This window comes from Butyricimonas muris (assembly GCF_046365375.1).
GTDB classification, from domain to species: domain Bacteria; phylum Bacteroidota; class Bacteroidia; order Bacteroidales; family Marinifilaceae; genus Butyricimonas; species Butyricimonas muris.
Map to the genome: position 1 here is coordinate 705,129 of NZ_JBKEIT010000001.1, position 25,099 is coordinate 730,227.

Below are 25,099 nucleotides of genomic sequence, written 5' to 3' on the forward strand. Positions count from 1 at the left end.
TTCGACAGATCCTTATTATCAGATAATTATATGGTATGTCTTTTCATCACAATCTTGTTTTTTATGAGTTTTTGTTTTTTTATTAAACGATCCTTTTTTGATATAAAAAGACATGAAAAATAACGAATGGATTGTATAACTAAAAGAACAAATTTATGAAAGAAAACTTGAAGTCATTCCCGGGAAATTCCGGGGGATCAAGAAAGGCGGGTTACATTTTTAGATGTACCTTGTTGTTTGTTCTGTTGGGTGTATTGAATGTGCGGGGAAACATTCATACTCAATCAGACCAACAGATAAAACTGACCATGAAAAATGTTTATCTTAAAGATGTGTTGTGGGCAATAGAGCGGCAGACGATGTTTATTTTCATGTACAGCGAGGAAGATGTGGATAAAATTGGAAAGATTGATGTTAATATCCAAGCATCGGATATTGACAGAGTTCTGGCAACATGTCTGAAGGGAACAGGGTTGACCTACGTGATTCAGGATGCCGTGATCGTGTTGAAACCTATTCCGGACGAGGAAAAGAAAATAAAGGAGGTTAGGATCACGGGAAAGGTAACGGATGAAAAGAATGAACCGTTACCGGGAGTTACGGTGGTTATCAAAGGAACGAATCATGGTACGGCTACCGACGTGAAAGGAAAGTACCAGATGGTTTTGCCGGAGATGAAAAATATCACGCTGGTTTTTTCTTTCATGGGAATGAAGACACAGGAAATAAAATACGGGGGGAAAGATACCATTAACGTGGTGTTGAAAGAGGATGCCAAGAAACTGGATGATGTAGTGGTTACCGGGTACATGAAGGTAAGGAAGGAGAGTTTTACGGGAAACGCGACCACGGTGAACCGGGATCAGTTGTTGAAAACAAATAATAAAAACGTGATAGCTGCACTTCAGGTATTCGATCCCTCTTTCCGGATTAAAGAGAATAAGCTCTTCGGATCGGATCCGAACTCTTTACCGGAATTTACGATTCGCGGAGAAGGAAGTATCGGTATGAACCGGGGATTGGAAACGGAAAAAGCACGTCGGTCACAAAGAACCAGTTTAAAGGATAATCCGAATCTTCCGATTTTTATTCTGGATGGTTTCGAGGTTTCCGTGCAAAAGATTTACGATATGGACATTAATCGCATCGAGAGCATGACCATATTGAAAGACGCGGCAGCCACCGCCATGTACGGTTCCCGTGCGGCAAACGGTGTGGTTGTGGTAACGACGGTAGCCCCTAAACCCGGGGAATTACGGGTAATGTATAATTTCAATGCCGGGGCGGAATTTCCCGATTTATCAGATTATAATTTGTGTAACGCGGAGGAAAAGGTGAGGGTTGAAAAGTTGTCCGGTAAATACATTGCTGCCGACGGTGATCCGGGATTACAATTGCTGAAAGATATCGCGTACAACGATCTGGTGAATGAAGTACGCCGGGGGGTAAAGACCGATTGGTTGGCACAACCCTTGCACAACGTGTTCAATCATTCGCATAGTATGAATATTTCTGGTGGGGTGGAGAGTATCCGGTATAGTCTGGATTTGAATTACGGCACGCACAACGGGGCTATGATAGATTCTTACCGGGACAACATGGGAGTAGGGTTAAATTTGGATTACCGGAATAAAACATGGTTGCAAGTCATGAACTCCGTTTCTTTTAACGTGACGAACTCGCAGGATTCTCCTTACGGTTCATTTAATACCTACGCTAAATTACAGCCGTATTGGGCGCCTTATTCTAATGACGGCGAGTTGTTGGAAAAGTTGAAAGACGGAAGCACGAATCCGCTTTATAAAGCAAAGAAACTGGGTAGTTACACGGGAAAGGGTAAGTTAAATGATTTGACGAATAATTTCAGTATCAATCTTTACTTTTTAGAGGGGTTCTCTTTTAAGGGACAACTTTCCGTGACAAGAACAGATTCGGAAACCGAGAGTTTCAGTGATCCTAAAGATCCTTCTTACCGTACGATACCCACGAGGGAAAGAGGAACGTTATCCACCTCTTCCGACAAGAGTTTTACATGGAATATGAATGCCATGCTGTATTATAACAAGTCGGTCGGTAAGCATTTTATCAATGCCACAGCGGGGGTGAACGTTCAGGAGATGCACAGTAAAACGACCTCGATAAGTTATCGGGGATTCCAGTTGAGCAATTTACATTCTCCTTCATACGCCGCCGAGCAGACGAGTAAAGCAAATGTTTCTTCCGATAAAAGCCGTTTGTTCGGTATATTGGGATCGGTCAATTATTCGTACAATAATGTTTATTTATTCGACGGCTCTTTCCGTTTGGACGGTTCGTCCAAATTTGGGAAAGACAAACGTTTCGCTCCTTTCTGGTCAGTGGGGGCAGGAATTAACGTTCATAATTATAGTTGGTTGAAGGATCATTGGTTAATTAGTTTGTTGAGAGTGAGAGGAACATACGGGGTTACCGGTAACGTTAATTTCCCGGCTTACGCGGCGATTTCCACGTATCAGACTTCCGACAACTGGTATTACAACACGCCGTCCAACACGTTGATTGCCTTGGGTAATTCAAGGCTTACATGGGAAAAGACTTACACGATAGATGCGGGTATCAGTCTGGGGTTCTTCAATGACCGTTACACGGTAGAGGCAAACTATTACCGGAAAGAAACTAAAAATCAGTTGGAACAATTATCTATCCGTACTTCTTCGGGCTTTCCAAGTTTTTACACGAATGCGGGTTCCATTCTTAACAAAGGATTTGAAATCAAGTTCAATGCCACTGTTGTGCAAAATAAGGATTGGACGGTTGCGGTGAATGCCACGCTGGCTTCCAATAAAAACGAGATAACCAAGCTCGGGCAAGAGGCTGAAAGATATAACCAGAATATTCAGGATTTTCACAACACGGCAAGTAAAGAGCTAAATGGAGTGCCTGAAGAAGATAAGGAATTGCTTTATATTCCGCTGACGCAATACTACGTGGGGGCATCAACGACCGCGATTTATGCCGTGCCGTCTTACGGGATCGATCCTTCTTGCGGAAAGGAATTGTTCAGGAAAAGAAACGGTCAGAGCACTTACGTCTGGGATGCGGCGGATGAGGTTGTAGTGGGCGACAAGAGTCCGGACGCACAGGGCTCTTTCGGTATCAATATCGCGTGGAAAGGTTTTTACGTGAATACTACATTCTTGTACCAATGGGGGGCGCAGGATTACAACGAAACGATAAAAGATAAAGTTGAAGAAGCGGATATCGACGGCAGTAACGTGGATCGCCGGGTACTGACACAACGCTGGATAAAACCGGGTGATATAGCTCCTTTCTTTGATTTGAAAAATAATCAAAAGACGCAACCGACTTCTCGTTTCGTGCAGGATAACAACTATTTATCATTCAGTGGTATCTCTTGCGGGTATGATTTTAACCAAGAATTGATCCGTAAATTCCGTCTGACCTCTTTGGGGTTGCGGTTTAACATGAACGATGTTGCCCGTTGGGCTTCTATCAAGCAGGAACGGGGAACGAGTTATCCTTATGCCAAGAATTACAGTTTCACGTTGACTCTCGGGTTCTAAACTTTTAAATGTTTCGGATATGAAAATATATTTACAAATGATTTTACTGTTTTCCTTGCTGTCGTTGGGCTCATGCAAGGATTGGTTGGACTTGCAACCGGAAGGACAGGCGACGAGTGATGAACTGTTCACCACGGGCGACGGTTATCGCTCCGTTCTGGCGGGCATCTACCAAGCTATGGCATCCAAGAATTTGTATGGTGTCGAATTGCAATTCGGTATCGTGGATTGTATGTCGCGTCAATATACATGGAACTGGAATTACAATGAACAGGGACCGGATATGTACAAAATAGCGCGAGAATTTGATTACTACAATTCTTCGTTAAGACCCACGATCGATAATATCTGGAAAGACGGGTTTAACGTGGTTGCCAACGCGAATAATTTGATCCAGAATTTGGATGGCGCTTCGCCGGATTTGTTTGCCGGCGGGGAACCCGAACGCAGGATGATTCTGGGAGAGGCTTATGCCTGTCGTGCTTTGATGCATTTTGATTTGTTGCGTCTTTTTGCCCCGGCTCCCGTTCATGACGAGGGGGAACAGAGAGTGCCTTACGTGGAGGATTATCCTAATATCCAGCCCAATGGAATAGGGGTGAAGTCTTTCCTTGAAAAGGTAATCCGGGATCTGAATACAGCACGCTCTCTGACGATTCAGTTTGACACGACGGCTTTGGGAATGAGTTTGAGTGCCTCGGGGAATGCCCGGTTCTACGGTACTCTGGAATCCAACATGGAAGGACACCAGAATGAAAACACGGTAGACGGTTTCTACATGGGGCGGGGGTATCGTTTGAGTTATTACGCCATATCGGCGTTATTGGCAAGAGTGTATCAATACGCGGGTATGCAGGAAGAGGCATTCCGTTTGGCTGATTCCGTTTTGAATTTTAAGGCAACGGGAATGGCAGGCGTTTCTTACGATATGTTCTCGAAGGATGAGTTCAGGGATTTTCAAGTGGATGATTATGAACAAAAAAAGAATCTGAAAGCCGTATCCAATTTAATTTTTGCCGTTTATAACGAAGAAGCGTACAACGATTATAGTTTAGGTCGTTTCTTTCAAAAAAGGGCTGACGGGATGAATAAAGGGAGTTGGTTGATGCTCGATTTGGACAACCAGAAGATTTTCCAGAAGACGGATGGGGGAAGCGATGAGTCTGAAATAGACATCCGTTCCAAATACTTGCTGTTCAAACCGGAGGATAATAGTATATGGGGAAATTATAAAATATCCGCTAAATGGTATTGTAGTGATAATCTGACGATTCGTAAGGCGAATGTCCAAATACTTCCGGTTATCCGAGCCACGGAAATGCGTTATATCATGGCGGAATATTATGCCCGCGAGCAGCAGTTTGAACAGGCTTACCAGATATTGAACCAGATTCGTCAGAATCGGGCAACGTGGGCGGAGTTCCCGGTAGAAGGACAGGAATGGGGAGAATGGAAGACAATGGAGGATTTGCCCGTGGCACAGGATTACGAGACATTCCAGAAAGATTTGATCCGGGATGCCCAGCGGGAATGGATATCCGAGGGACAACTATTCTACTTGTACAAGCGGTTGGGGGCGAAGGTTTATTTCAAGGAGGATGAAATCCGGGAATTGAATAAATCCGAGTATATGCTGCCTGTCCCGGATAACCAGAGTATGTAACCTATAAAATACAAGAGATATGAAAAAACATGTATTGTTATTGGCTGTCGTTGGAGCTTTTTTGTTCCCGGCGTGTAATGAACAAGATATAGAACCGTTCGGGGATCGCCATGAAGTTTATTTCCTGAAATATTTCACGGATGAAAAAGCACCCGGAACGGCGAAAGCGGACTCCACGGACGTGACTTTCTTTTTTGCCAAACCGACGGACGACCACGTGATGGCAGAAGTGATCGTGGTGTTAGCCGGACGTCCTATAACGGAAGATTTACATTTCGGGTTGAAGGTCGTGGATGAAATGACCACCGCCAATCCGGATGAATACACGTTGGAAGACGAGTACACGTTTCATGCCCGCTCGCTCCCGGAGAACGCGGAAAGGATTCAAGATACCGTTCGGATTCGCATGAATAAAAGCCGGCGATTGGATGATTTGAAAGACGGGGTTCGCCTAGTGTTGGAAATCGTTCCCACGGATGAGGTACACGTGGGACAATTCGAACGTTCCCGGGCGGTGATTCATTTGACGAAAGATGCCGTGCGCCCGTTGTGGTGGACTCGAGAAGTGGAAGCTTATCTTTTGGGGTCTTATTCTTCCTTGAAATACAAGACGTTCCTTGAAAATGTTCCGGGAGCTTATGAACTGGACGGGGCAATGATAGAGAATCATCCGGATCAAGCATTGAAATTGGTTCGTGCTTTTAAGGCATGGTTGGCGGAAAATCCGGTTTATGACACGGATAATTATGAATGGATGTCTGTAAATGTATAATGAATAAATGAAAGGATTATGAGACAGGTAAAACAATATATCGTGCTGCTCGTGTTCGGTTTACTCGCGGGATGCTTCGAGGACGAGGGAAATTATTCTTACAAGGAGATTAACCCGCCGACATGGTTCGAGGAATTTAACGATGTCAGTCCGAAGAATATATATGGTTATGCGGGAAAAGGAGAGGTGATGGTATTCAAGGGGAGCAATATGTTTAAATGGGAAGGAGATTCCGCTACCCGGGCGAATGAAGTCCGCTACGAGTGGAAAATCGGTGATGTCGTGATAGGGGATCAACTTGATTTCGAAATTCCCACGGACGAATTGGTCGAGAAGATCAACTTGAAGTATTATAGCAATAGTCAAGGAGAATGGGGTACGTTCAATATTATCGAGAAAGAAACTGGAATTACTTTTCCGGCTAGGTTGTATGTATGGATTTATCCCACTTTTGCCGTGTATGATTGGTATATTCTGTCCGAGGATAACGGGAATTCCAAGCTTTCCGCCATCCGCCGACGAACCGTGACGGAACTGGGACAGACAACGGCGTCATACGAGTTGAAAGATAATGCTTTCGAGGATATTAACGGGCAAAAAATACCGGGAAAACCGATAGATCTGGCAATGGAAACATCTCGTGACGTGAGTCCCAGCGGGGCTTGTGTCATTCTCACAGATCAGGTTGCCTACGAGGTTAATCTGCAAAACATGGAGAAAGTAAGTGAGGTGAAAGATCAATTCCTTGACGGAACTCCCGATAACTTCAATATAGCCGATTTAAGAGAAAAAGCCCCTCAAGAATCTAATGAAGGAGCCTGTACCTTTGTTGCCACGGAAGACGGACGGGTATTCACGAGGATCAAATCTGCTAATTATCTGGGAGGGCAATATCTGACAGAACCTTACTATATTGATAGCAAGGGATACAAGATAACAAAATTCGGGCATTCCATGTACGGAACTATAATACCTTGTTACGACGAGAAGAACCGGAGGATTATAATGGCCACCACTTGGCGCGAAGACGTAAACCACGGAGGAGGAATGGGAGATTATACTTCTGTTTATCGAACTAAGATGACACCTTTGACATCCAATTACGGTGTCCCCGTTGACGGTTTCCCTGAAGGGACAGAAGTACTGAAGGTAACAGCCAAAAATCATATCAGTTGGGGATACGGTGGAACAACCCTTCTTTTCACCGTGTATTACAATGATCCGACTATGGATGGTACTAAGACATTAGTTGGAGATTTTTCATTCAATAATCAAAGTCAGACTGTTACCTCCTTCGGTTTTGAGCGTTGGTTTTATTTACCGGTAAGATTGGATAAATCTTCCGTGATACTTGTCAGCTGCAATAATAGATACAAATCAGGAAAATATGCTGAAGAAGCCAAATATCGCGATTTTTACACCGTTGGCAATAAATTATACTACGTGCAACGGGGAAAAGATTACTTTGATAAGACAGTACGTTTCGTGGAGTTTAACGCAACATTTAATTCCACGATTACTTCACTGGCTTACGCCTATTATAACTTGGATCAATTGTGGGTAGGGTGTGAAGATGGAAGTATATATGGTTATGATATCACAAATATCAATGACCCAAAATTAGTTTGCGAGAAGAAACTCAACGGAAAAATAGTATCCATGAAGCAGATCGGTTGGCACACGAGCAATCATGATTGGTTTTAATGTCGTGCCATAGATGCGTTTGTTAATTATCTTGGTGGAGGAGGCTTTTTGAAAGTCTCCTCTTTTAGGTAAAAGAAAAAGGATCGAGAAATCGATCCTTTATTTTGTAGCGGGAGCCTGACTCGAACAGACGACCTTTGGGTTATGAGCCCAACGAGCTACCAACTGCTCCATCCCGCAATGTTAGTCAAAACTATTACCGTTTTGCGTGTGCAAAGATAGTATGTTTTTATTATACATGCAAGAGTTTCTGCTTTTTTTTAGAATAAATAAAATTAAAAGGGAGGAATGAGGTATAAAAAAAGGAATAGTTAGAACTATTCCTTTTGATATTGAGAGGGTTGTGGGTTATTTGCCCAACATTTCGCAAATCTCGTTGAACACGTGTTCACCCGTAAACCCGAATTTCTCGTCGAGTACTTTCGCGGGTGCGGAATACCCGAAGTGATTTACACCGTGGATACGACCGTTGCAACCGATCAATCCTTCCAGTGTAACGGATAATCCTGCTGTCAAGCCGAATTTAGGTTTGTCAGCGGGGATTACTTGTTCTTGGTACGATTTATCCTGATGACGGAACAATCCTTCCGAAATCACGGATACGACACGTGAAGTAATACCCTTGCGCTCTTGGAGTAGTTTTGCTCCCTCGACCAAAGTAGAAACTTCAGAACCGGAAGCGATTAGTACCACGTCGGGGTTCTCGGCAGTCGCACATACCACGTAAGCACCTTTCTCGGCTTGTAAAGCCTCATCGTAACGGTCTTTCCCCGGGAGATCGGTAATATTCTGACGGGAAAGAATCAACGCGGTAGGAGTGGAGGTGTTTTCCATGGCCATTTTCCATGCAACAGAGGTTTCGGCAGCGTCAGCCGGGCGTAATGCCAACAAACTCATTTTACCGGAATGGTTATCCATTTTCTCCATCAAGCGCAATTGTGCTTCATGCTCTATCGGTTGATGTGTCGGTCCGTCTTCTCCCACGCGGAAGGCATCGTGCGACCACACGTATTTTACCGGTAATTCCATTAACGCGGCAAGACGTACTGCCGGTTTCATGTAATCGGAGAACACGAAGAAAGTTCCGCAAGCCACGTGTATCCCGCCGTGGAGGGCGATACCGTTGCAAATAACAGCCATCGTCAACTCGGCAACACCTGCTTGTAAGAAGGCTCCGCTGAAATCACCTTTCACGAGGTCACGTGCACCACCCTTGATAAACCCGTCCGTCTTGTCCGAGTTGCTTAAGTCGGCAGATGATACAATCATGTTTTCCACCTGTTGAGCCAATGCTACCAGTACATCTGCTGATGCGGCACGAGTGGCGATATTGGGTTTGTGTTGAATAGCCTTGTAATCAATCTCGGGAGCCGCACCGGATAAGAATTTATGCAATTTAGCTGCCAGTTCCGGGTTTGCTTTTTCCCATGCTGCTTGTTCCGCTTTCTTTGCTTTCGCGTAAGCCCGTTTCTCGTCAAGTACTTTCGCGTAGAACTCGGCTACTTCTGGGAATATCACGAATGGATTTTGAGGATCACCGCCCAAGTTCTCGATTGTCTTTTCGATAGAAGCTCCCGCACCCGTTAAAGGTTGCCCGTGAGTGGATACTTTATCGGAGAAATCTTCCCCGTTAGGTCCCATGGCGCCTTTACCCATTAAGGTTTTACCGATAATCAGCGTGGGACGCTCTTTTTCTTCATTAGCGGCTTTCAGTGCGGCTATAATTTCCCCGGCGTTGTTCCCGTTAATCGTGAGCACGTTCCAGCCCCAAGCCTTGTATTTGGCGGCAGTATCCTCGCAAGTCACTTCGTTCACGCGGGTGGATAATTGTACCTCGTTGGCATCGTAGAACATGACCAAGTTGGACAATCCTAGCGTTCCGGCAATACGTCCGGCACCTTGAGATATCTCCTCTTGGATACCCCCGTCGGAGATAAACGCGTAAGTCTTGTGAGCCATCCATTCCCCGAAACGGGCAACCAGAAAACGCTCTGCAATAGCGGCACCTACAGCCATGGCATGACCTTGACCGAGAGGTCCGGAAGTATTCTCCACGCCTCGTTTGTGATCCACTTCCGGGTGACCGGGAGTCACGCTGCCCCATTGACGGAAGTTTTTCAAATCTTCCATGCTGTACGTGCCGATCAGGCTTAACATGGAATACAACATCGGCGACATATGTCCCGGGTCAAGGAAGAACCTGTCACGGTTTGCCCATGTCATATCATCCGGGTCGAAGTTTAAGAATTGAGAATACAACACGTTAATGTAATCAGCACCACCCATGGCTCCGCCCGGGTGACCCGATTTAGCTTTTTCAACCATAGAAGCTGAAAGAACGCGGATATTGTCCGCTGCTCGATTAAGGATTTTCTCCATGCCTGTATTTTTTTGATGATAATTTTTAATTTTCGGCAAAGGTATGTTTTTCACTTGGGAATTCAAAGTCTTATAGTTCATAAAGTTTGTAAGGTTTAAAAGGTTTATAGATCCCCGCGGGACGCTTTGTCTACGTCAGCTTTTTTTGCCGATAAAATCACCCGTAATTCTTATAACTTTATGAACCTTATAAACTTTATGAACCTAACGTATTCCACTTCGTGTAAGGATTTTTGCTCAACATGGCATTGTAATATCTTTCGTCACCGGTAACTTCTTTGCCTAACCACGCGGGGCGTTCGAAATGCTCGCTTTCTTTTGCCAGTTCAATTTCCGCGAGTACCAATCCGGCGTTTGCCCCGTGAAATTCATCGACTTCGAAAAGATGATTCCCGTGGGGAACGAGATAGCGGGTTTTGTCGATGATTCCCGGTTCACAAAGTTGCAATAATTCTTTTGCTTCTTCCGCGGGGATTTCCTTTTCCCACTCGTATCGGCTGGCTCCGGATTCATTTCCGGCGCCTTTGACGGTAAGGTATCCTTTATCCCCCTTGAGCCTGACACGTACGGTACGCTCCGGAACCGAGGAGAGATACCCTTGCGTGATTCGGGTAGATTTTGACGCGTCGGTCTTGTAATCTCCTTTTACCAGAAACTTGCGTTCTATTTCTAATCCCATTTTATTCATTATTTAATAGAAAGATTCGGTGATTGCCAAATCGATAATCACCGAATCACGGAATTTATAAATTCTTATCCTTGTACATGTTTTCCCACCATGCGGGTTCGCCTTTCAGGTATTTGGCGAAATACGCCATGATAGTGTTACCCCAGATGATGCGTTGGTTGTAGTCTACCACGGCATGGTCGGCGTTTTTGATTAGCACCAACTCGGCATCTTTGCCCAAGAGTTTCAATGCCGTGTAGAACTGGATACTTTCGCCCGTGGGTACATTCACGTCGGCAGTACCGTGTAATAACAGGATAGGGGTATTTACTTTGTCCGCGTTGAACAGGGGGCTTTGGTCCACGTAGATATCCTTGCGGTTCCACGGGAAGGAATGTCCCGATGCATTTGTGCTGTAACTGTATCCCCAGTATCCTTCACCCCAGTAACTTGACACGGATGAAATGCCGGCGTGAGAGATGGCACAGGCGAAGATATCCGTGCGGGTCTGCAAATACATGGTCGTGAAACCACCGTAGGAAGCACCCATGCATCCGACCCGCTTGGAGTCCACGAAAGGATGTGCTTTCATGAAAGCTTTGGTGCAGGCGATGATTTCGTCAGCCGTGGTTTTACCCCAGTTGTTCTGGTGGCGCGCGGAAAATTCTTGCCCGAATCCGGTACTACCAGAGGGTTGCATCACGTAAACAACATAGCCATTCGCCGCGTACAGGTTGAAAGGCCATCTTCCGCCGAAAGTTCTTTCCACGGGGGATGTACCACCGTAATAATATACAATCATCGGGTATTTCTTGTTCGGGTCAAAATCGGCAGGCAGGTAGTAACGGCCGTCAATAGTGGTACCTTTCTTGTAGACGTAATCCCAGTCTTTCACTTGCCCGAATTCAATATTCTTGTATTGCTCGCCTTGCGGGTTAGCCCATTCCCGTGCTTTCAGGTCTGTCAGGTTCAGCGTGTAAACCCGTGTCGGGTAACTCGCGTCGGAAGCGGTATATACCCCGGTATTGCCGTCTTCTGCCAGACTGATTCTTTGCACGAGGTCACCCGGGCAATTTATTTTCGTTATCTTGCCGTCTTGCCCGTGGCGGAACAGGTGGATGTAGTCCGTGTCCTCGGCAACGATGTAAATATTACCGTCCTTGTGCCAAACGTAATTTGTCACGTTCGGGTTGAAATCTCTCGTGATAGGGGTTACCTCTTTGGTCTTCAAGTCGTAAATGAACAATTGGGTATCGTACCCGTTGACCATTTGTCCTTTGGCGATATTCACGCCGAGTTTGCCGAAAGCGTCGGCAGAACCACTGATTAACAATCGGGAATCGTCCGGCGAGAATGAACATTGTATATCTTGCAAACGGTTTTCCCAAAGCGTGTCCACCTCGAAAGTGCGGGCATTCAGCATGTACACGGATTGTTTCCGGTAGGGATACTCGTTGTAGTCCGGTCTGCTCGTGCCAATCAGGATATAATTCCCGTCATGGCTGATATCCATCATAGAGGTCGTTTGGTTACCCCAAGTCACGCGGGTGTGTATACCCGTGCCGAGGTCATATTTGCACAGGAAATAACGGTTACGGTAGTATGCCTGTCTATCCTCGATACCGTCTAATTTACGCAATTCCCACTCTTTTTCCGTGTAGTTTTCGGTTTTGTAATATACCAGATAGCTACGGTCGGGCGACCAGTTGTAGGAACTGATATTCCGGTCCGCCTTGAACAGGCGTTTTTGTTCACGGGATTCGATATCGTAAGTATAGAGGGAATTACCGTTTCCTTCTTTCAACAGGAACGAGAGTTTGTCCTGTCCGGGAATCCAAGTCAGCGAGGATGCGTCATTCCCGTAGAACGAGTACACGACTTCCTTGTCGGCAAGGCGGTACACGTTCGTCATGCGACTGTTTTTACCGTTGATGATATCGTTTTCCGACATCAGGAGATATTTCCCGCTGGGAGAAATTTGAATTCTCTCTACCCGTTTCCCGTTCAGCACGTCCAAGATATTTTTACCTCTTTTCGGGGAAAGGGTAAAATGAACCGGGGCTTCCGAGAAAGCGGCGTCGGCGGTGTAGCTGGCAGAGAAGAGTTTATCGTTATTGCCGGTAGCGAGGCTTTTCACGATGATGACGTGCTTGCCCGGAACCCATTCAAGGGAACAATCCCGTTTCGCGGCTTCCGTGCCGTTGTGTCCCGTGTAAGTGATTTTCTTCACCCCGTCGACATACACTTCGGCATCCCCGTGGAAATTGAATTCCAGTTTCCCGCTCATCCATTGTGTGTTGGCGGCATAAACGGCACTCACGACGATTGCCGGGGTATTGCCCGTGTACCCGGAAGTTACCACGCCTTCGTTCACCGCGGCTTCTTGCCATACCAACGAGTGGAATTGCAATTCCCGCAAGTCGGCTTCCGGCGTGAAATTCTCGATATTAAACACGGATGATGTCAATAATTGTGACGACGTGAATGTCTTGCCTTCCACGTTCTTCACGCTCCCGAATGCAGGCATCTCCACGGGAACGGGCGGGAGAGCCAGCCATTCCCCGATAGTCTGCGCCTGCAAACGGAACGAGCAGACTATCATGAACAAAAAGATTAATTTTCTCATTTTATCGTATTTGGTTATTTTGAACTCGTTCGTGCAAAAGTATGGAATAGATTTTAAATATTAGATTTATGATTCCAGATTTATGATTTTCATCGCGTGAATCATCAAAATAGGATACATGGGCGATAATATCCCTTGATTATCAACGGACACATCCCTATGCTCCCGTGTTCACTGTCGATTGATTGTTTAAAGGTACAGGAGAAAAGGGGATTGTGGAGGTTAAATTTACTTATACTTCGTTAAAACGTGGGCGATGAGTGGGCTAAGTGTGGGCTATAAGTAGGCGAAGTCGCCTACTTATAGCCCAAAAGTCTGGCAAAACCCACCCGTGAAGGTAGGAAAACTTATATTATGGGGATGATTTGAGGTATTGATAAAAGATGTTTTAATCCTATTTGAAAAAATATTGCGCGTGTGTTGCATTAAATTGCAACTTATTTTGTAACTTTGTTCCAATATGAAGATAATAAAAGAGATATTATATATGCCGGAGGCTCTTGAATTTATTGATAGTTTGGAGCCTAAAGCAAGAAATAAGGTTTTGTATAATTTATCTAAAGCACAAGAAATTCAAAATCAAGAGTTGTTCAAAAAGTTGGATGGTGAGATATGGGAATTTCGGACTCTTTATAATAGTATGAGTTATCGATTGTTCGCTTTTTGGGATAAAACTAGGGATGCTGTCGTGATTTGTTCGCATGGGTTGATAAAGAAAGTACAGAAAACGCCACGGGCAGAAATCGAGAAAGCAGAGAGATTGAGAAAAGAATATTTTGAAACAATAATGAAATGACAAAATTAGTATCACACTCCGAATTGTTAGACAAGTATATAGGAGCAAAAGGTTCTCCGCGGCGGGAGAAGTTCGAGGCGGAGTTAAGGACTGATATACTTGCCGCTAAAATAAAAGAAATGCGACTAAAAAGGAATATGACTCAAAGCGAGTTAGCTGAATTAGTCGGGAAAGATAAGACTCAAATATCTAAAATTGAGAGAGGAAGAAATTTGACAATTTCAACTATCGTGCAAATCGTGGAAGCGTTGGGAGGTAAAATCAACTTTGATATTCAATTCGTTTCATGATTTGTGAGGTGCTAAATTTTTTTTTGACATAGATTAAAACCTTCGGTTGTTCCGAAGGTTTTTTATGTATTCAAATTCTTTAGGCGGGAGTGTAAATTATTGAAAACGTGTTAGTCGTAAAAAAGTTGAAAAAAAAGTCACTTTTTTTATTACACCAAACGCGTATGAAATCGCTTTAGTTATAAAAGCGAAAATAATATGCTGAAGAGAGAAGGACATATAGCACGATTAATATTCTTATACATCCAAGGATTAGCGGATGAGATACAGGAAAAAGAATTGACCGAATGGAGAGCGGCATCCTCCCGGCACGAGGCTCTTTTTCAACGTATGTTGTCCGGGGAACATATCGAGAAGAGTTTATCCCGTTTCGTGAAGACGGAAGAAGAGAACGCGCGTGATTGGCAGATTTTACAAGAAGAAATGAAGAAACGGCGTGGAATGGAACCTGTAAAACGGGTGAAGTGGTTTTACAGGGTGGCATGTGCCATTATATTGCTGTTGTCGGTCGGAGGGCTTGCTTTATATTACGCGGGGGATAAGTCCGGTTCGGGGAACGAGGTTACATTGGCGAATAATGACTTTACACAACCGGGTTCCCGGGCTATTCTGATATTGCCGGATGGCAGCAAGGTAGATTTGGAAAACGAAAATTCACGCCATGAATTGGTCAAGACCAATGAATCTTTGTCGGTGAGCGATGAATCGTTGACTTACGGGAATGTTTTAGAACGGGATACCGCGGAGATTTATCATACTTTGGTGATTCCGAGAGGGGGAGAGTATGTACTTACGTTGTCGGATAGCACGGTCGTATACCTGAACGCAGATTCCCGGTTGACTTATCCGGTAAATTTCAAGGGAGATAAACGTAAGGTATTGTTGGCGGGAGAGGCTTATTTCCAAGTAAAGAGAGATGAGAAGAAGCCATTTATCGTGGAGGCACAACAAATGGAGGTACTCGTGTTGGGAACTACTTTCGGGGTAAGGGCATACGAGGATGAAAAAGAGATACAAACCACGCTGGAAAGTGGCAAGGTACTCGTGAGTGCCGGGGAACATAAGGTGAATCTAGTCCCGAATGAACAAGCCCGGTTTGATAAGTCGAAGTCCGTGCTATCGGTGGAGGATGTAGATATTGATCTGTATCTGGCGTGGAAAGACGGACGATTGATGTATGATAATTGCCCGCTAGAGAAGATTCTGAATGATTTGGGGAGATGGTACGCGTTTGATGTCTTTTATAGTCGGGAGGAAGCACGTTCATACCAATTCTCGGTGAACATGAAAAAACACGAGGTGTTTACTCGGGTTTTGGAGTTGATAGAGAAAACGGGGGATGTAAAGTTTGAAATAAAAGGAAAAACGGTGCTTGTAAAATAAAAAAAGCAGCGCTGCTAACGCTACTTTTTACGTTCACACTCTGCTGCTGACAGAGCGTGAGGAATTGTTGAATTCTAAATACAAAGTTATGAAGAAAATTTTTAATGTCGCAGGGAAGAGGCGGTTTTTATTCCTCCTTTTCTTGGTGTTTACCACTCAAATTAGTCTGAACGCGTATTCGCAGGACAAAAGTTTGACTTTCAGTCTGAAAAACGCAACACTTAAAGAGATTATTAATGAAATCAGGAAACTTTCCGACTATGATTTTGTGTACCGGGACGTGAATCTGGAAGCTTTTAAAAGGCGTGATGTATCTTATAAAGATGCCGTTATTGATGCCGTGCTGACCGATTGTTTGAGAGGTACGGGATTGACTTACGAGATTAACGGGAAAACGATCATTATCAGGAAAGAGAGTCCCAAGGAAGTGAATCAAAAAATGAAGACCGTCACGGGAAAGGTTACGGATGAGAGAGGAGAGGTTTTGCCCGGCGTGACGATCATGATTAAAGGAACGGCTCTGGGAACGGCAACAGACGCGGACGGAAATTATAAATTGAATGTTCCGGCGGAGGGAGAGCAAGTGTTGTCATTCTCGTTCGTGGGTATGAAGACCCGGGAGATTGTTGTCGCCGACAAGACGAAGATTGACGTGAAAATGGAAGAGGATTCCGAAACTTTGGATGACGTGGTGGTTACGGGAATCTTCACGAAGGCGAAGGAAAGTTACACGGGTGCCGTGACTTCCGTGTCTGCCAAGGAATTGAAGATGTACAAGGGACAGAATCTTCTCGCTACGTTAAGGAATATAGACCCGTCGATTAATGTGGTGATGAATAATGCGTTGGGAAGTAACCCGAACGTGGTACCTGAAATCAATATCCGGGGGAATTCGTCTTTGCCGATGAGCGTGAAGGAATTGAATCAACAAGCATCCAAGCAGTTGAACGCCCCCTTAGTTATAATGGATGGCTTCGAGATATCATTGGAGAAATTAATGGATTTCAACGACGAGGAAATAGAAAGTATTAATATTCTGAAGGATGCCTCAGCCACGGCGATTTACGGCTCCAGAGGGGCAAACGGTGTCATCGTGGTAACGACAAAAGCTCCTCAAGGGGGAAAATTAAAAATTTATGCCCAAGGGGGGATTAATATCGAGATACCGGATTTGTCTTCTTATGATATGCTGAATGCCCGGGATAAATTGGAATTGGAACGAATCGTGGGATTGTATGACGACGAGAAGGATGTTACGCGTGACAGGAAGCTGAAAGAGTTGTACAACACGCTATACTCGGATGTGTTACGCGGCGTGGATACTTATTGGTTGAGCGAACCCGTGAGAACCGGAATCGGTCAAAAATATAATTTACGGCTTGAAGGAGGTGGTGATGCTTTCCGCTGGGGGGCTAATTTATCCTATAACACGATTCAAGGAGCGATGAAGGCTTCCGAAAGAAACACTTTCAGCGGTAGCGTGACGCTTTCTTATACCTTGAAAAATGTTATTTTCAAGAATCAGACCATTGTTGATATCAATAAAGGGGTGGAAAGTAAATACGGAACGTTTTACAATTACGTGAACATGAATCCTTATTACAGGACGAAAGATGAAAACGGGCAATACATTAAAAGATATAAAGAGAAAGGGTTTAATATACCTAATCCGTTGTATAACGCGAATTTGAATACCATTGACGAGAAGAAGTATACCACGATCACGAATAATTTCTCGATCGAATGGAATATTGCCGACGCGTTAAAATTAAGGGCTCAACTGGGATTACAAAAGCAAACGAATACTTCGGACTATTATCTTCCGGCTGACCATACTAGCTTTGACACGTATAACGGTAGTGACAGCTATTTCCGGAAAGGTGAATATGTTTACGGGACAGGGGAGGATATAAATATAGATGGAAACGCGACGCTTAGTTATTCTAAGGTTTTCGCGGAAAAGCATCAAGTGTACGCCGGGTTTGACTATTCCGTGTCGCAACGGAAAAATCATTTCTACAAGTTTACCGTGGAAGGGTTCTCTGATGAAAAACTTGATTTCTTGTCTAACGCGCTACAATATGAAAAGAATGGGGTGCCGAAGGGAACGGAAGAACTTTCCCGGCGTGTTGGTTTTACCGGGAACGTGAATTATATTTATGACAATCGTTATTTTGCCGATTTCTCTTATCGTGTGGACGGTTCTTCTTTGTTTGGTACTAAAAATAAGTTTGCTCCTTTCTGGAGTGCCGGAATCGGGTGGAACGTGCATAACGAATCATTCCTTCGGGATCATCGGGTGGTGAATACCCTTAGGGTGCGCGGCTCGTACGGGGAAACCGGTTCTCAACAATTCTCGTCTTATCAGGCGTTGTCCACGTTTAATTACTATACCGGGAAAAGGTATATTATTTGGAATGGCGCAGAATTGATGGGACTTGGTAACGAAAAATTGAAATGGCAGGTAACGAAGCAAATCAATGGGGGTGTTGAAGTGGGGCTTTTCGATAACAGGGTTTCCGCTTCGTTTGACATGTATAACAAGAAGACGTCAAACTTGCTTTCACAGATGGATTTACCTCTGGCGAACGGGTTCAGTTCATACGTGGATAACGTGGGCGAGGTGAAGAATGTCGGTTACGAGGTGATGTTGAGCGGTTATTTGATGAGGAACACCCAACGGGAGATCATATGGTCGGTGACAACGAAATTAGCGTATAATAAAGATGAAATCACGAAACTGTCCGCTGCGATAAAACAGCAAACGGAGCTTTACAAGGCACAGGATACGGATGTGAATCAGTTGTTGTACGAGGGATATTCCAAAAATTCGATTTGGGCTGTACCTTCTTTGGGGATTGACCCGAGCACGGGAGCTGAGATATTTCTGGATAAAAACGGAAACATCACGGGGAAATGGAATCCTTCCGATAAACGTTATTTCGGGGTTAGTGAGCCGAAGTATCGCGGGAACCTGAGTTCTTTATTCTCTTGGAAAGATTTGTCTGTAAACCTTTCTTTCGCTTTTCAATGGGGTGGGCAACAGTATAATGAAACTTTGTTGAGCAAGGTGGAAGTAACCGATGCCACGATAGATAGAAATAACGTGGACAAGAGGGTTTACAAGAACAGATGGCAAAAAGCCGGTGATATCAAGGAGTTTAAAGGATACGGCTCATCCAAGACCAGATCGTCGTCCAGATTCGTGATGGACGATAAAGTGTTCCAATTCCAGAGCGCGAGCGTGCAGTATCGTTGGCATTCGGATTATTTGCTAAAAAAATGGAGTATTGAAACTATAAATATCGGTGCCAATATGTCGGATATATTTTACATATCTTCCATCAAACGGGAACGGGGTACTTCTTATCCGTTCGCGAGACGGGTGGCGCTGACTCTTTCATTAATGTTCTAATTTAAAGTTTTATTATCATGAGAAATATATTGATATACGTAACGCTCTTTCTGGCTTGGTCGTTGTCCTCGTGCAATGATTGGCTGGACGTGAAACCGGAAATGGAGAGGGACGAGGAAGAGATGTTTGATTCCCCCAACGGTTTTAAGAATGCCCTGACGGCTTGTTACATTAAGATGAACTCCGTGAACTTGTACGGGAAACGATTGACGGTGACTGATATTGAGTTTATGGCTCAGCATTGGACATGGAGTGAAAGTAATTACAGGAATGAAAGAAAACTTAAGGATTTCAATTACGAGGAAGACTACCCGAAAAATTTTTTCTCGGCTGTTTACGGGGAATTGTATAATATTATAGCGCAGGCAAATATTATATTGAAAAATATACCGGAGAAGAAAGAGGTTATCGTGAACGAGGATGTACGTGCTTTGGTGGAAGGGGAAGCGTTGGCTATACGGGCTTTTTGCCACATGGAGATTTTGCGTTTGTTCGGACAAATACCTCAAAACGCGACGAAACAGGTTTCTTTACCTTACGCTAAAACCGTTTCGACGGAAGCGATTCCGTATTATGCGTTTTCGGATTTCGTGAATCTTATCGTTCAGGATATAGATGCGGCGGAAGCTTTGTTCAAGGATAGGGATCCGTTGTTTGAATACACTTACGAGGAGTTGGATAATTTTTCCAACACGAAAGAGTATGACGTGACTTTAGATGATGACTTTTTAGGATACAGGCGTTTCCGTTTTAATTATTATGCCATGAAAGCGATGAAGGCGAGATTGTACATGTACACGGGGGATAAGGGGAAGGCTTACGCGGCTGCCATGGAAGTGATTAATGCAGTGGATAAGAAGGGCAATAAGGTGTTGACGTTAGCGGGTACCGCGGATATCAATAAGAAAAATTACGCGTTGCCTTCCGAATGTATTCTTGCTTTGAGTAATTACGAGTTGGAAGAGAATGTTACAGAATTATTTCGCGATTTCAATCCTTCAAGGTTATATGTGACGGACAAGCAGTTCACGCAAGATATTTTTGCCGGTCAATCGACTTCTATTAATAATAGAGCTGAAGTTTGGAATACGATTCCTGATAATCAAGGAAATATAAAACCGACTCCCCGGAAGTACAATCAACCGACGATTGACGATAACACGGATATCGGGGAGCTGGCTTCTCAAAAGCAAGTTATTCCTTTGATTCGCTTGTCGGAAATGTATTTGATCGCCATAGAATCAGCAACTTCTTTATCCGATGCGAATCTCCTTTACACCGAGTACATGAGGGCGAGAGGCGTAGCGGCTAACCCGTTGACAGAGGAACAGGTGATGACAGAGATTGTTCGCGAGTATCGCCGGGAGTTTTTCGCCGAAGGACAAATGTTTTATACTTACAAACGTCTGGGAACAAAGAATATGTTGTGGAAAACCGATCGGGAAGTCGGGGAACAGGATTATGTTGCGCCTCTTCCTACCACGGAATATAATGCTAATCAAAAATAGAGAGTTATGAAAAAATTGATGAAATATACCATGTTGTTATTGCCTGTCTTCGTTTTGTTCGCTTGCGAGGACGAGGTGGAGGTGTACAAGGAGAGCACGAATCGACTGAATTTCGTGTACGCGGCAAACACGAAATCGGATACATTGATTCCCCGTACTTTTGTTTACGACCCGGAAACAAAAGTGTTTGATACCGTGTGGCTGGAAGTGACGACGATGGGCTACATCGCGGCTCAGGAGCGTAAATTCGTTTTGGAACAAGTGAGCACGGGGGAAAATCAAGCCGAAGCGGATGTGCATTACATAGCGTTTGATAATTCACTAGTGGAAGGGCTTTACGTGATTCCTGCCGGGAAGAACGAAGCTCGTGTTCCGGTTATTCTGAAACGCGATCCTTCCTTGAAAGATAAAGAGGTGACGTTGAGAATCAAAATTGGTAGTAATGAGAATTTTGAACCGGGATATCCAACATTGCAAGAGAAGGTGATTACTATCACGGATTTATTGACTCAACCTCAATATTGGAATTTTTATGCAACTTATTACTTTGCCGGGAAATATGGAAAAGTGAAACATCAGTTCATGATAGATGCCACTGCCGACAGGGGAATCAAGGTGAACGACGATTTCTTTTACTCGCTGGTAGGGGATCCCAGTAAGGTGGATATGGGGTTGACTGATTATTGGTACTATTTCTTTACCAGAAAGTTGGCGGAGGAGAATGCCCGTCGGGCAGAGGATGGCTTGGGGCCGTTGCGTGAAGCCCCGAAACCCGGAGAAACGGAAGGAACGTTAGTTAGATTCTCTCGATATGAAATGTAATAAAATGAATACGGTTATGAAAAAGAAAATCAGCTATATATTAACCCTTTGGGTACTTGTCGTATTTGCTTCGTCATGTTACGAGGATAAAGGGAATTACGATTATGTCGAAATTAGTGAGGTTACGACGACCGGTTTGGAAGAAAGCTATTCCAAAATTGCTTTTCAAGATGTGTTGCATATAGAACCTACCGTTACTTCTGACCGTGCCGGTGATGAGTTCGAGTATTTGTGGACATTGAATCTGACGAAAGGTTCTGGTACAACATCGGATATAATAGAGCTCAAGTTGGATACGATTGGTTATGAACGCGTGTTGGATTTTCCGGTAAACCTGAAGCAAGGTTATTATGACTTGATTCTTCGGATCACGAATAAGGGAAATGGGGTGGATGTCTATCACGTGATGTCGTTGTCGGTAATTACTACGTTCTCGGAAGGTTTTTATTTGCTTAAAGATATGGGTAATTCGACGGACATTGATTTACACACGTGGGACAATAGTAAAATTACCGACATCTTACAGAAAAAGGATGGGGAAGCTCTCCCTGCAAGTCCGGTTAGTTTGGGCATTGATCCGTTGTATTGCTTTCTTGACGAGTCAACCGGAGAATATGTTATTACCAAAGCTTTGACGATTTGTACGGATAATGATGTACGGATAATGAATATAGAGGATATGAGTACGATTTACACGCATAACACGATGTTTCATAATGGAGAGGTCCCGGAAGAAAAACCCTATTACGTGTGGCGGAATGTGAATGGCGTCGGGTATATATCTGATCAAGGTGCCTATTTCTCGGCACAGCTAGCTACCCAGCAATTATTAGGTACAGGGAAATTTGGGTTTCCGGCTATGGTGGATGAAGAAGACTCGAAACCGAATAAGAATGGCAGTGTGTCTACGGGAGCCTATTATTTCTATTTTGATGAGTTGAAAGACAGATTTCTTTGCTTGGATTATAATGGTGGTTTGAAAGCTTTAGCGAATAAACCAAAAGATAGCGAAGAGGAAGCAAAGTATGTTCCTAACGGGATCAAGCATAAATTAAAAGCTTTTGTCCGGAATTATGTAGGGAATGTCGATGCCGGGTTCGCTCTCTTTGAAGATGCGGATGTTGCCGGGAAACATTATTTGTATAGTATGGCGTTGGATTATGACGATAATCCCACCACCTATAATCCGATTAAAAAAGTAACGGAAATAGCTTCGGACTCCAAGTTGAATACTGCCACGTTGTATGCTTCCAATGAATTAACGGCGAAGGTTATCTATTTTGTTAATAGCAATAAGTTATACATGTATGATACAGAGTTAAACACGGAAGAAGAACTACAACTGCAGGATTTCGCAATAGGGGAAGAAATCACTTATGTAAGTAATCGTTATTGGACGTGGACGGACGATAAAGAGCATAATTTTGATTATTTGGTAATAGCTACTCATAAAACCGGCAAATATAAAGTATATCTTTACGAGGTGTTGGGTGGAAAAGCCTACGGGAAACCGAAGTACGTTTTTGAAGGGGATGGAAAGGTAGTGAAAATGCAATATGTTTCTCCTAAAATGTCCGATAAAACTTTAAACTATTTTCCGAGATCTTTTTGATAAAATAAATTCGTAAGTAACTATGTTGGTGGGGGATATTCATGGGAACGTGTGATATCCCCTTTAATTTCTAATAATTGTGCCATGAGAATTATATGTTTTGGCTTGTTGAGCATGTTGGGGGTAGCTTGTACTTCCCCAAATTATACATTGAGTGGAAAGTTGCCCGAAGCAAGTATCGGGAAAGAGGTGTTGCTTCTCACCCGTGACGGGCGTGGAGCGGACACGTTAGCCCGTCGTGTAGTGACGGAAGACCGGAGCTTCAAAATCGAAGGCGAGGATACGGATCAGGTATTGTATCTGAAAATAGGAGAGCGGGGACAAGCTATTCCTTTTTATCCCGAAAACGGGGAATATTATTGGGAACAGCGGGGAGAACATGAATATATATTTTCAAAGAATCCAAGAACGGGACAGTCCCGTCTGTCTGAACATTTATTAAAGTTGGATAGTAATATGCTGGAGATACAACTCTTGCAGCAAAAATATCGGGATGCTAAGAATGAAGAGGATACGCAATTGGTGATGAGAGAGAACGAGTTGTTGTGGCGGAAAGGAAACGATTTGTTTGTAGACGCTGTTAAGGAGTTCGAGGGAACGAATATCGCCGTGATGCTGGTGCGGGAGAATATGTGGAAGATTGAACAGGAGTTTAAAGTGTTTAAACGAGTTGTCGAGGCGATGGGGACGGTGCCTGAATCCGAGGATAAGGAAGAAATCATGAACAAATACAAGGAGTTGGAAAGTAAACAATTGACAGGGCAAGCCCCGGATTTTAAATTGCCGGACGTGAAAGGAAATATCGTGGCTTTATCGGATTACAAGGGAAAATACCTGTTGGTGGACTTTTGGGCTTCTTGGTGTGCCCCCTGCCGGGCAAAAGCCAAAGTGTTGAAAAAGGAGTACCCTCGATTACAAGAGTTGGGAGTAGAAGTGGTCGGGATTTCTTGTGATAAAAAGAAAGACCAGTGGCTGAAAGCCATTGAGGAGGATAAACCCTTGTGGCGGCAGTTGCTCGTTGACAAAGAGATTAATGGTAGCGACACGAGCGACGATTATAAGGTGGAATTTATCCCGACATTGTATTTGATTTCACCGGATGGGGCGGTGCTGGAAAAGAACCCGAGTTTGGAGGAGATTGAAATGTTGGTGAAACAGATATAATAAAATGAATAATGAAAACACGAAAATTATGAATATCAATTTTTTATAATTAATGGCTCTCCCTAAAATGAAATAAATTCAGAGAAATTGGTTATTCATTTTTTCGTGTTTTTATAAAGATAAAAATGTTTTGCATGCATTCGTGAAATTCAAATGTATAATAATATAGATAATATGTGCTTCAGTTGTTCTCGCATGTAATGGTTGGCGTTGTTTTTGTGTTTTTTTATCGTGTTGGTGGAGATATTGAGTAAATGGGAGATTTCCTCGTGTGATTTTCCTTGAAGGCTTAATTGATAGACTTCACGACAAGCAGGGGAGAGTTGATTGAATACCGTTTGAATCATCTGGAAAACTTCGGATTCTATAATATTCTCTAGAAAGAAATCGTAATCTTCTTCTTCACGGATGATACGTTCTGCATACCTATTGGCTATATTTCTGCGGCGTATGGTGTCAACCGAGAAACTACGCACGATTTTGTACAGGTATGCTTTTATGGTATTTTCTGTTTTGAATTCTTGGCGTTTTTCCCAGAGATTGAGAAAGGCATCTTGAATTACGTCTTCAATAATCGTATCATCTTCGATGTATTTTGCAGCAAAATAGCGCAAAGTAGTGGCATATTTGGTGTATAAATAATGAAATACTTTATCATTATTTAGATCTAAAGTGTTGATATTGAACTCCTCTCTCATACAAATGCCGTATCTTTAAACCAACGATTAATAACAC

The 25,099-nt window shown here is 43.7% G+C and carries 16 protein-coding genes and 1 tRNA gene; 12 read left to right on the forward strand and 5 right to left on the reverse strand.

Translation table 11 applies throughout. The features are described from left to right. Positions 1-155: 155 nt before the first annotated feature. The 4 genes from ACK8P8_RS02925 to ACK8P8_RS02940 are packed head-to-tail and all read left to right on the forward strand — an operon-like array spanning position 156 to position 7,702. A complete protein-coding gene (locus ACK8P8_RS02925) occupies positions 156-3,563 on the forward strand; it encodes a SusC/RagA family TonB-linked outer membrane protein (RefSeq protein WP_369860121.1) in 3,408 nt (1,135 codons plus the stop codon). 19 nt (positions 3,564-3,582) lie between these two features. After that, positions 3,583-5,226 (forward strand): RagB/SusD family nutrient uptake outer membrane protein, encoded by a 1,644-nt coding sequence (locus ACK8P8_RS02930; RefSeq protein WP_369860122.1) that lies wholly within the window; start codon positions 3,583-3,585, stop codon positions 5,224-5,226. Between the two features lie 19 nt (positions 5,227-5,245). Further along, positions 5,246-5,998 (forward strand): DUF4843 domain-containing protein, encoded by a 753-nt coding sequence (locus tag ACK8P8_RS02935; protein WP_369860124.1) that lies wholly within the window; start codon positions 5,246-5,248, stop codon positions 5,996-5,998. 18 nt (positions 5,999-6,016) lie between these two features. After that, positions 6,017-7,702: a PKD-like family lipoprotein gene (locus tag ACK8P8_RS02940; protein WP_369860125.1), complete on the forward strand. Its 1,686-nt coding sequence runs from the start codon at positions 6,017-6,019 to the stop codon at positions 7,700-7,702. A gap of 107 nt (positions 7,703-7,809) precedes the next feature. Here ACK8P8_RS02940 and ACK8P8_RS02945 read toward each other — a convergent pair. The 4 genes from ACK8P8_RS02945 to ACK8P8_RS02960 form a co-directional block, all read right to left on the reverse strand. Then, positions 7,810-7,882: transfer RNA gene (locus tag ACK8P8_RS02945), tRNA-Met, on the reverse strand. Positions 7,883-8,050: 168 nt separating this feature from the next. Beyond that, the gene (locus ACK8P8_RS02950; protein WP_369860126.1) at positions 8,051-10,081 is read right to left on the reverse strand and encodes a transketolase family protein; all 2,031 of its coding nucleotides are present in this window, start codon (positions 10,079-10,081) and stop codon (positions 8,051-8,053) included. A 196-nt stretch (positions 10,082-10,277) separates the two neighbouring features. Beyond that, positions 10,278-10,760: a CYTH domain-containing protein gene (locus ACK8P8_RS02955; protein WP_369860127.1), complete on the reverse strand. Its 483-nt coding sequence runs from the start codon at positions 10,758-10,760 to the stop codon at positions 10,278-10,280. Positions 10,761-10,824: 64 nt separating this feature from the next. After that, on the reverse strand, positions 10,825-13,374 hold the full coding sequence (locus ACK8P8_RS02960; RefSeq protein ID WP_255469449.1) for a S9 family peptidase: 2,550 nt from the start codon (positions 13,372-13,374) through the stop codon (positions 10,825-10,827). Between the two features lie 460 nt (positions 13,375-13,834). Here ACK8P8_RS02960 and ACK8P8_RS02965 point away from each other — a divergent pair, with 460 nt between their 5' ends. From ACK8P8_RS02965 to ACK8P8_RS03000, 8 genes are all read left to right on the forward strand, one after another. Beyond that, entirely contained in the window at positions 13,835-14,170 is a 336-nt protein-coding gene (locus ACK8P8_RS02965; RefSeq protein WP_186975434.1) for a type II toxin-antitoxin system RelE/ParE family toxin, read from the forward strand. Then, the gene (locus tag ACK8P8_RS02970; protein ID WP_186975433.1) at positions 14,167-14,460 is read left to right on the forward strand and encodes a helix-turn-helix domain-containing protein; all 294 of its coding nucleotides are present in this window, start codon (positions 14,167-14,169) and stop codon (positions 14,458-14,460) included. Before ACK8P8_RS02965 ends, ACK8P8_RS02970 begins: the two co-directional genes overlap by 4 nt. Before the next feature lie 198 nt (positions 14,461-14,658). Next, complete coding sequence (locus ACK8P8_RS02975) at positions 14,659-15,843, forward strand: FecR family protein (RefSeq protein WP_410025529.1); 1,185 nt, start codon at positions 14,659-14,661, stop codon at positions 15,841-15,843. Positions 15,844-15,931: 88 nt separating this feature from the next. Further along, on the forward strand, positions 15,932-19,258 hold the full coding sequence (locus ACK8P8_RS02980) for a SusC/RagA family TonB-linked outer membrane protein (protein ID WP_410025530.1): 3,327 nt from the start codon (positions 15,932-15,934) through the stop codon (positions 19,256-19,258). A gap of 17 nt (positions 19,259-19,275) precedes the next feature. After that, entirely contained in the window at positions 19,276-20,766 is a 1,491-nt protein-coding gene (locus tag ACK8P8_RS02985) for a RagB/SusD family nutrient uptake outer membrane protein (RefSeq protein WP_410025531.1), read from the forward strand. Positions 20,767-20,772: 6 nt separating this feature from the next. Next, positions 20,773-21,588: a DUF4843 domain-containing protein gene (locus ACK8P8_RS02990; protein ID WP_410025532.1), complete on the forward strand. Its 816-nt coding sequence runs from the start codon at positions 20,773-20,775 to the stop codon at positions 21,586-21,588. A 16-nt stretch (positions 21,589-21,604) separates the two neighbouring features. Further along, positions 21,605-23,200 (forward strand): PKD-like family lipoprotein, encoded by a 1,596-nt coding sequence (locus ACK8P8_RS02995; protein ID WP_410025533.1) that lies wholly within the window; start codon positions 21,605-21,607, stop codon positions 23,198-23,200. Between the two features lie 84 nt (positions 23,201-23,284). Further along, positions 23,285-24,364 (forward strand): redoxin domain-containing protein, encoded by a 1,080-nt coding sequence (locus tag ACK8P8_RS03000; RefSeq protein WP_410025534.1) that lies wholly within the window; start codon positions 23,285-23,287, stop codon positions 24,362-24,364. A gap of 149 nt (positions 24,365-24,513) precedes the next feature. Here the strand turns inward: ACK8P8_RS03000 and ACK8P8_RS03005 are convergent, their stop codons facing one another. Next, entirely contained in the window at positions 24,514-25,062 is a 549-nt protein-coding gene (locus ACK8P8_RS03005; RefSeq protein ID WP_410025535.1) for an RNA polymerase sigma-70 factor, read from the reverse strand. Positions 25,063-25,099 lie beyond the last annotated feature (37 nt).

Excerpts from the sequence above, each read along its gene's own strand:
- ACK8P8_RS02965 (WP_186975434.1), top strand. The coding sequence starts at position 13,835 with ATGAAGATAATAAAAGAGATATTATATATGCCGGAGGCTCTTGAATTT.
- ACK8P8_RS02975 (WP_410025529.1), top strand. The coding sequence starts at position 14,659 with ATGCTGAAGAGAGAAGGACATATAGCACGATTAATATTCTTATACATC.
- ACK8P8_RS02995 (WP_410025533.1), top strand. The coding sequence starts at position 21,605 with ATGAAAAAGAAAATCAGCTATATATTAACCCTTTGGGTACTTGTCGTA.
- ACK8P8_RS02935 (WP_369860124.1), top strand. The coding sequence starts at position 5,246 with ATGAAAAAACATGTATTGTTATTGGCTGTCGTTGGAGCTTTTTTGTTC.
- ACK8P8_RS02950 (WP_369860126.1), bottom strand. The coding sequence starts at position 10,081 with ATGGAGAAAATCCTTAATCGAGCAGCGGACAATATCCGCGTTCTTTCA.
- ACK8P8_RS02990 (WP_410025532.1), top strand. The coding sequence starts at position 20,773 with ATGAAAAAATTGATGAAATATACCATGTTGTTATTGCCTGTCTTCGTT.
- ACK8P8_RS02980 (WP_410025530.1), top strand. The coding sequence starts at position 15,932 with ATGAAGAAAATTTTTAATGTCGCAGGGAAGAGGCGGTTTTTATTCCTC.
- ACK8P8_RS02930 (WP_369860122.1), top strand. The coding sequence starts at position 3,583 with ATGAAAATATATTTACAAATGATTTTACTGTTTTCCTTGCTGTCGTTG.
- ACK8P8_RS02985 (WP_410025531.1), top strand. The coding sequence starts at position 19,276 with ATGAGAAATATATTGATATACGTAACGCTCTTTCTGGCTTGGTCGTTG.
- ACK8P8_RS02970 (WP_186975433.1), top strand. The coding sequence starts at position 14,167 with ATGACAAAATTAGTATCACACTCCGAATTGTTAGACAAGTATATAGGA.
- ACK8P8_RS02925 (WP_369860121.1), top strand. The coding sequence starts at position 156 with ATGAAAGAAAACTTGAAGTCATTCCCGGGAAATTCCGGGGGATCAAGA.
- ACK8P8_RS02960 (WP_255469449.1), bottom strand. The coding sequence starts at position 13,374 with ATGAGAAAATTAATCTTTTTGTTCATGATAGTCTGCTCGTTCCGTTTG.
- ACK8P8_RS02940 (WP_369860125.1), top strand. The coding sequence starts at position 6,017 with ATGAGACAGGTAAAACAATATATCGTGCTGCTCGTGTTCGGTTTACTC.
- ACK8P8_RS03000 (WP_410025534.1), top strand. The coding sequence starts at position 23,285 with ATGAGAATTATATGTTTTGGCTTGTTGAGCATGTTGGGGGTAGCTTGT.
- ACK8P8_RS03005 (WP_410025535.1), bottom strand. The coding sequence starts at position 25,062 with ATGAGAGAGGAGTTCAATATCAACACTTTAGATCTAAATAATGATAAA.
- ACK8P8_RS02955 (WP_369860127.1), bottom strand. The coding sequence starts at position 10,760 with ATGGGATTAGAAATAGAACGCAAGTTTCTGGTAAAAGGAGATTACAAG.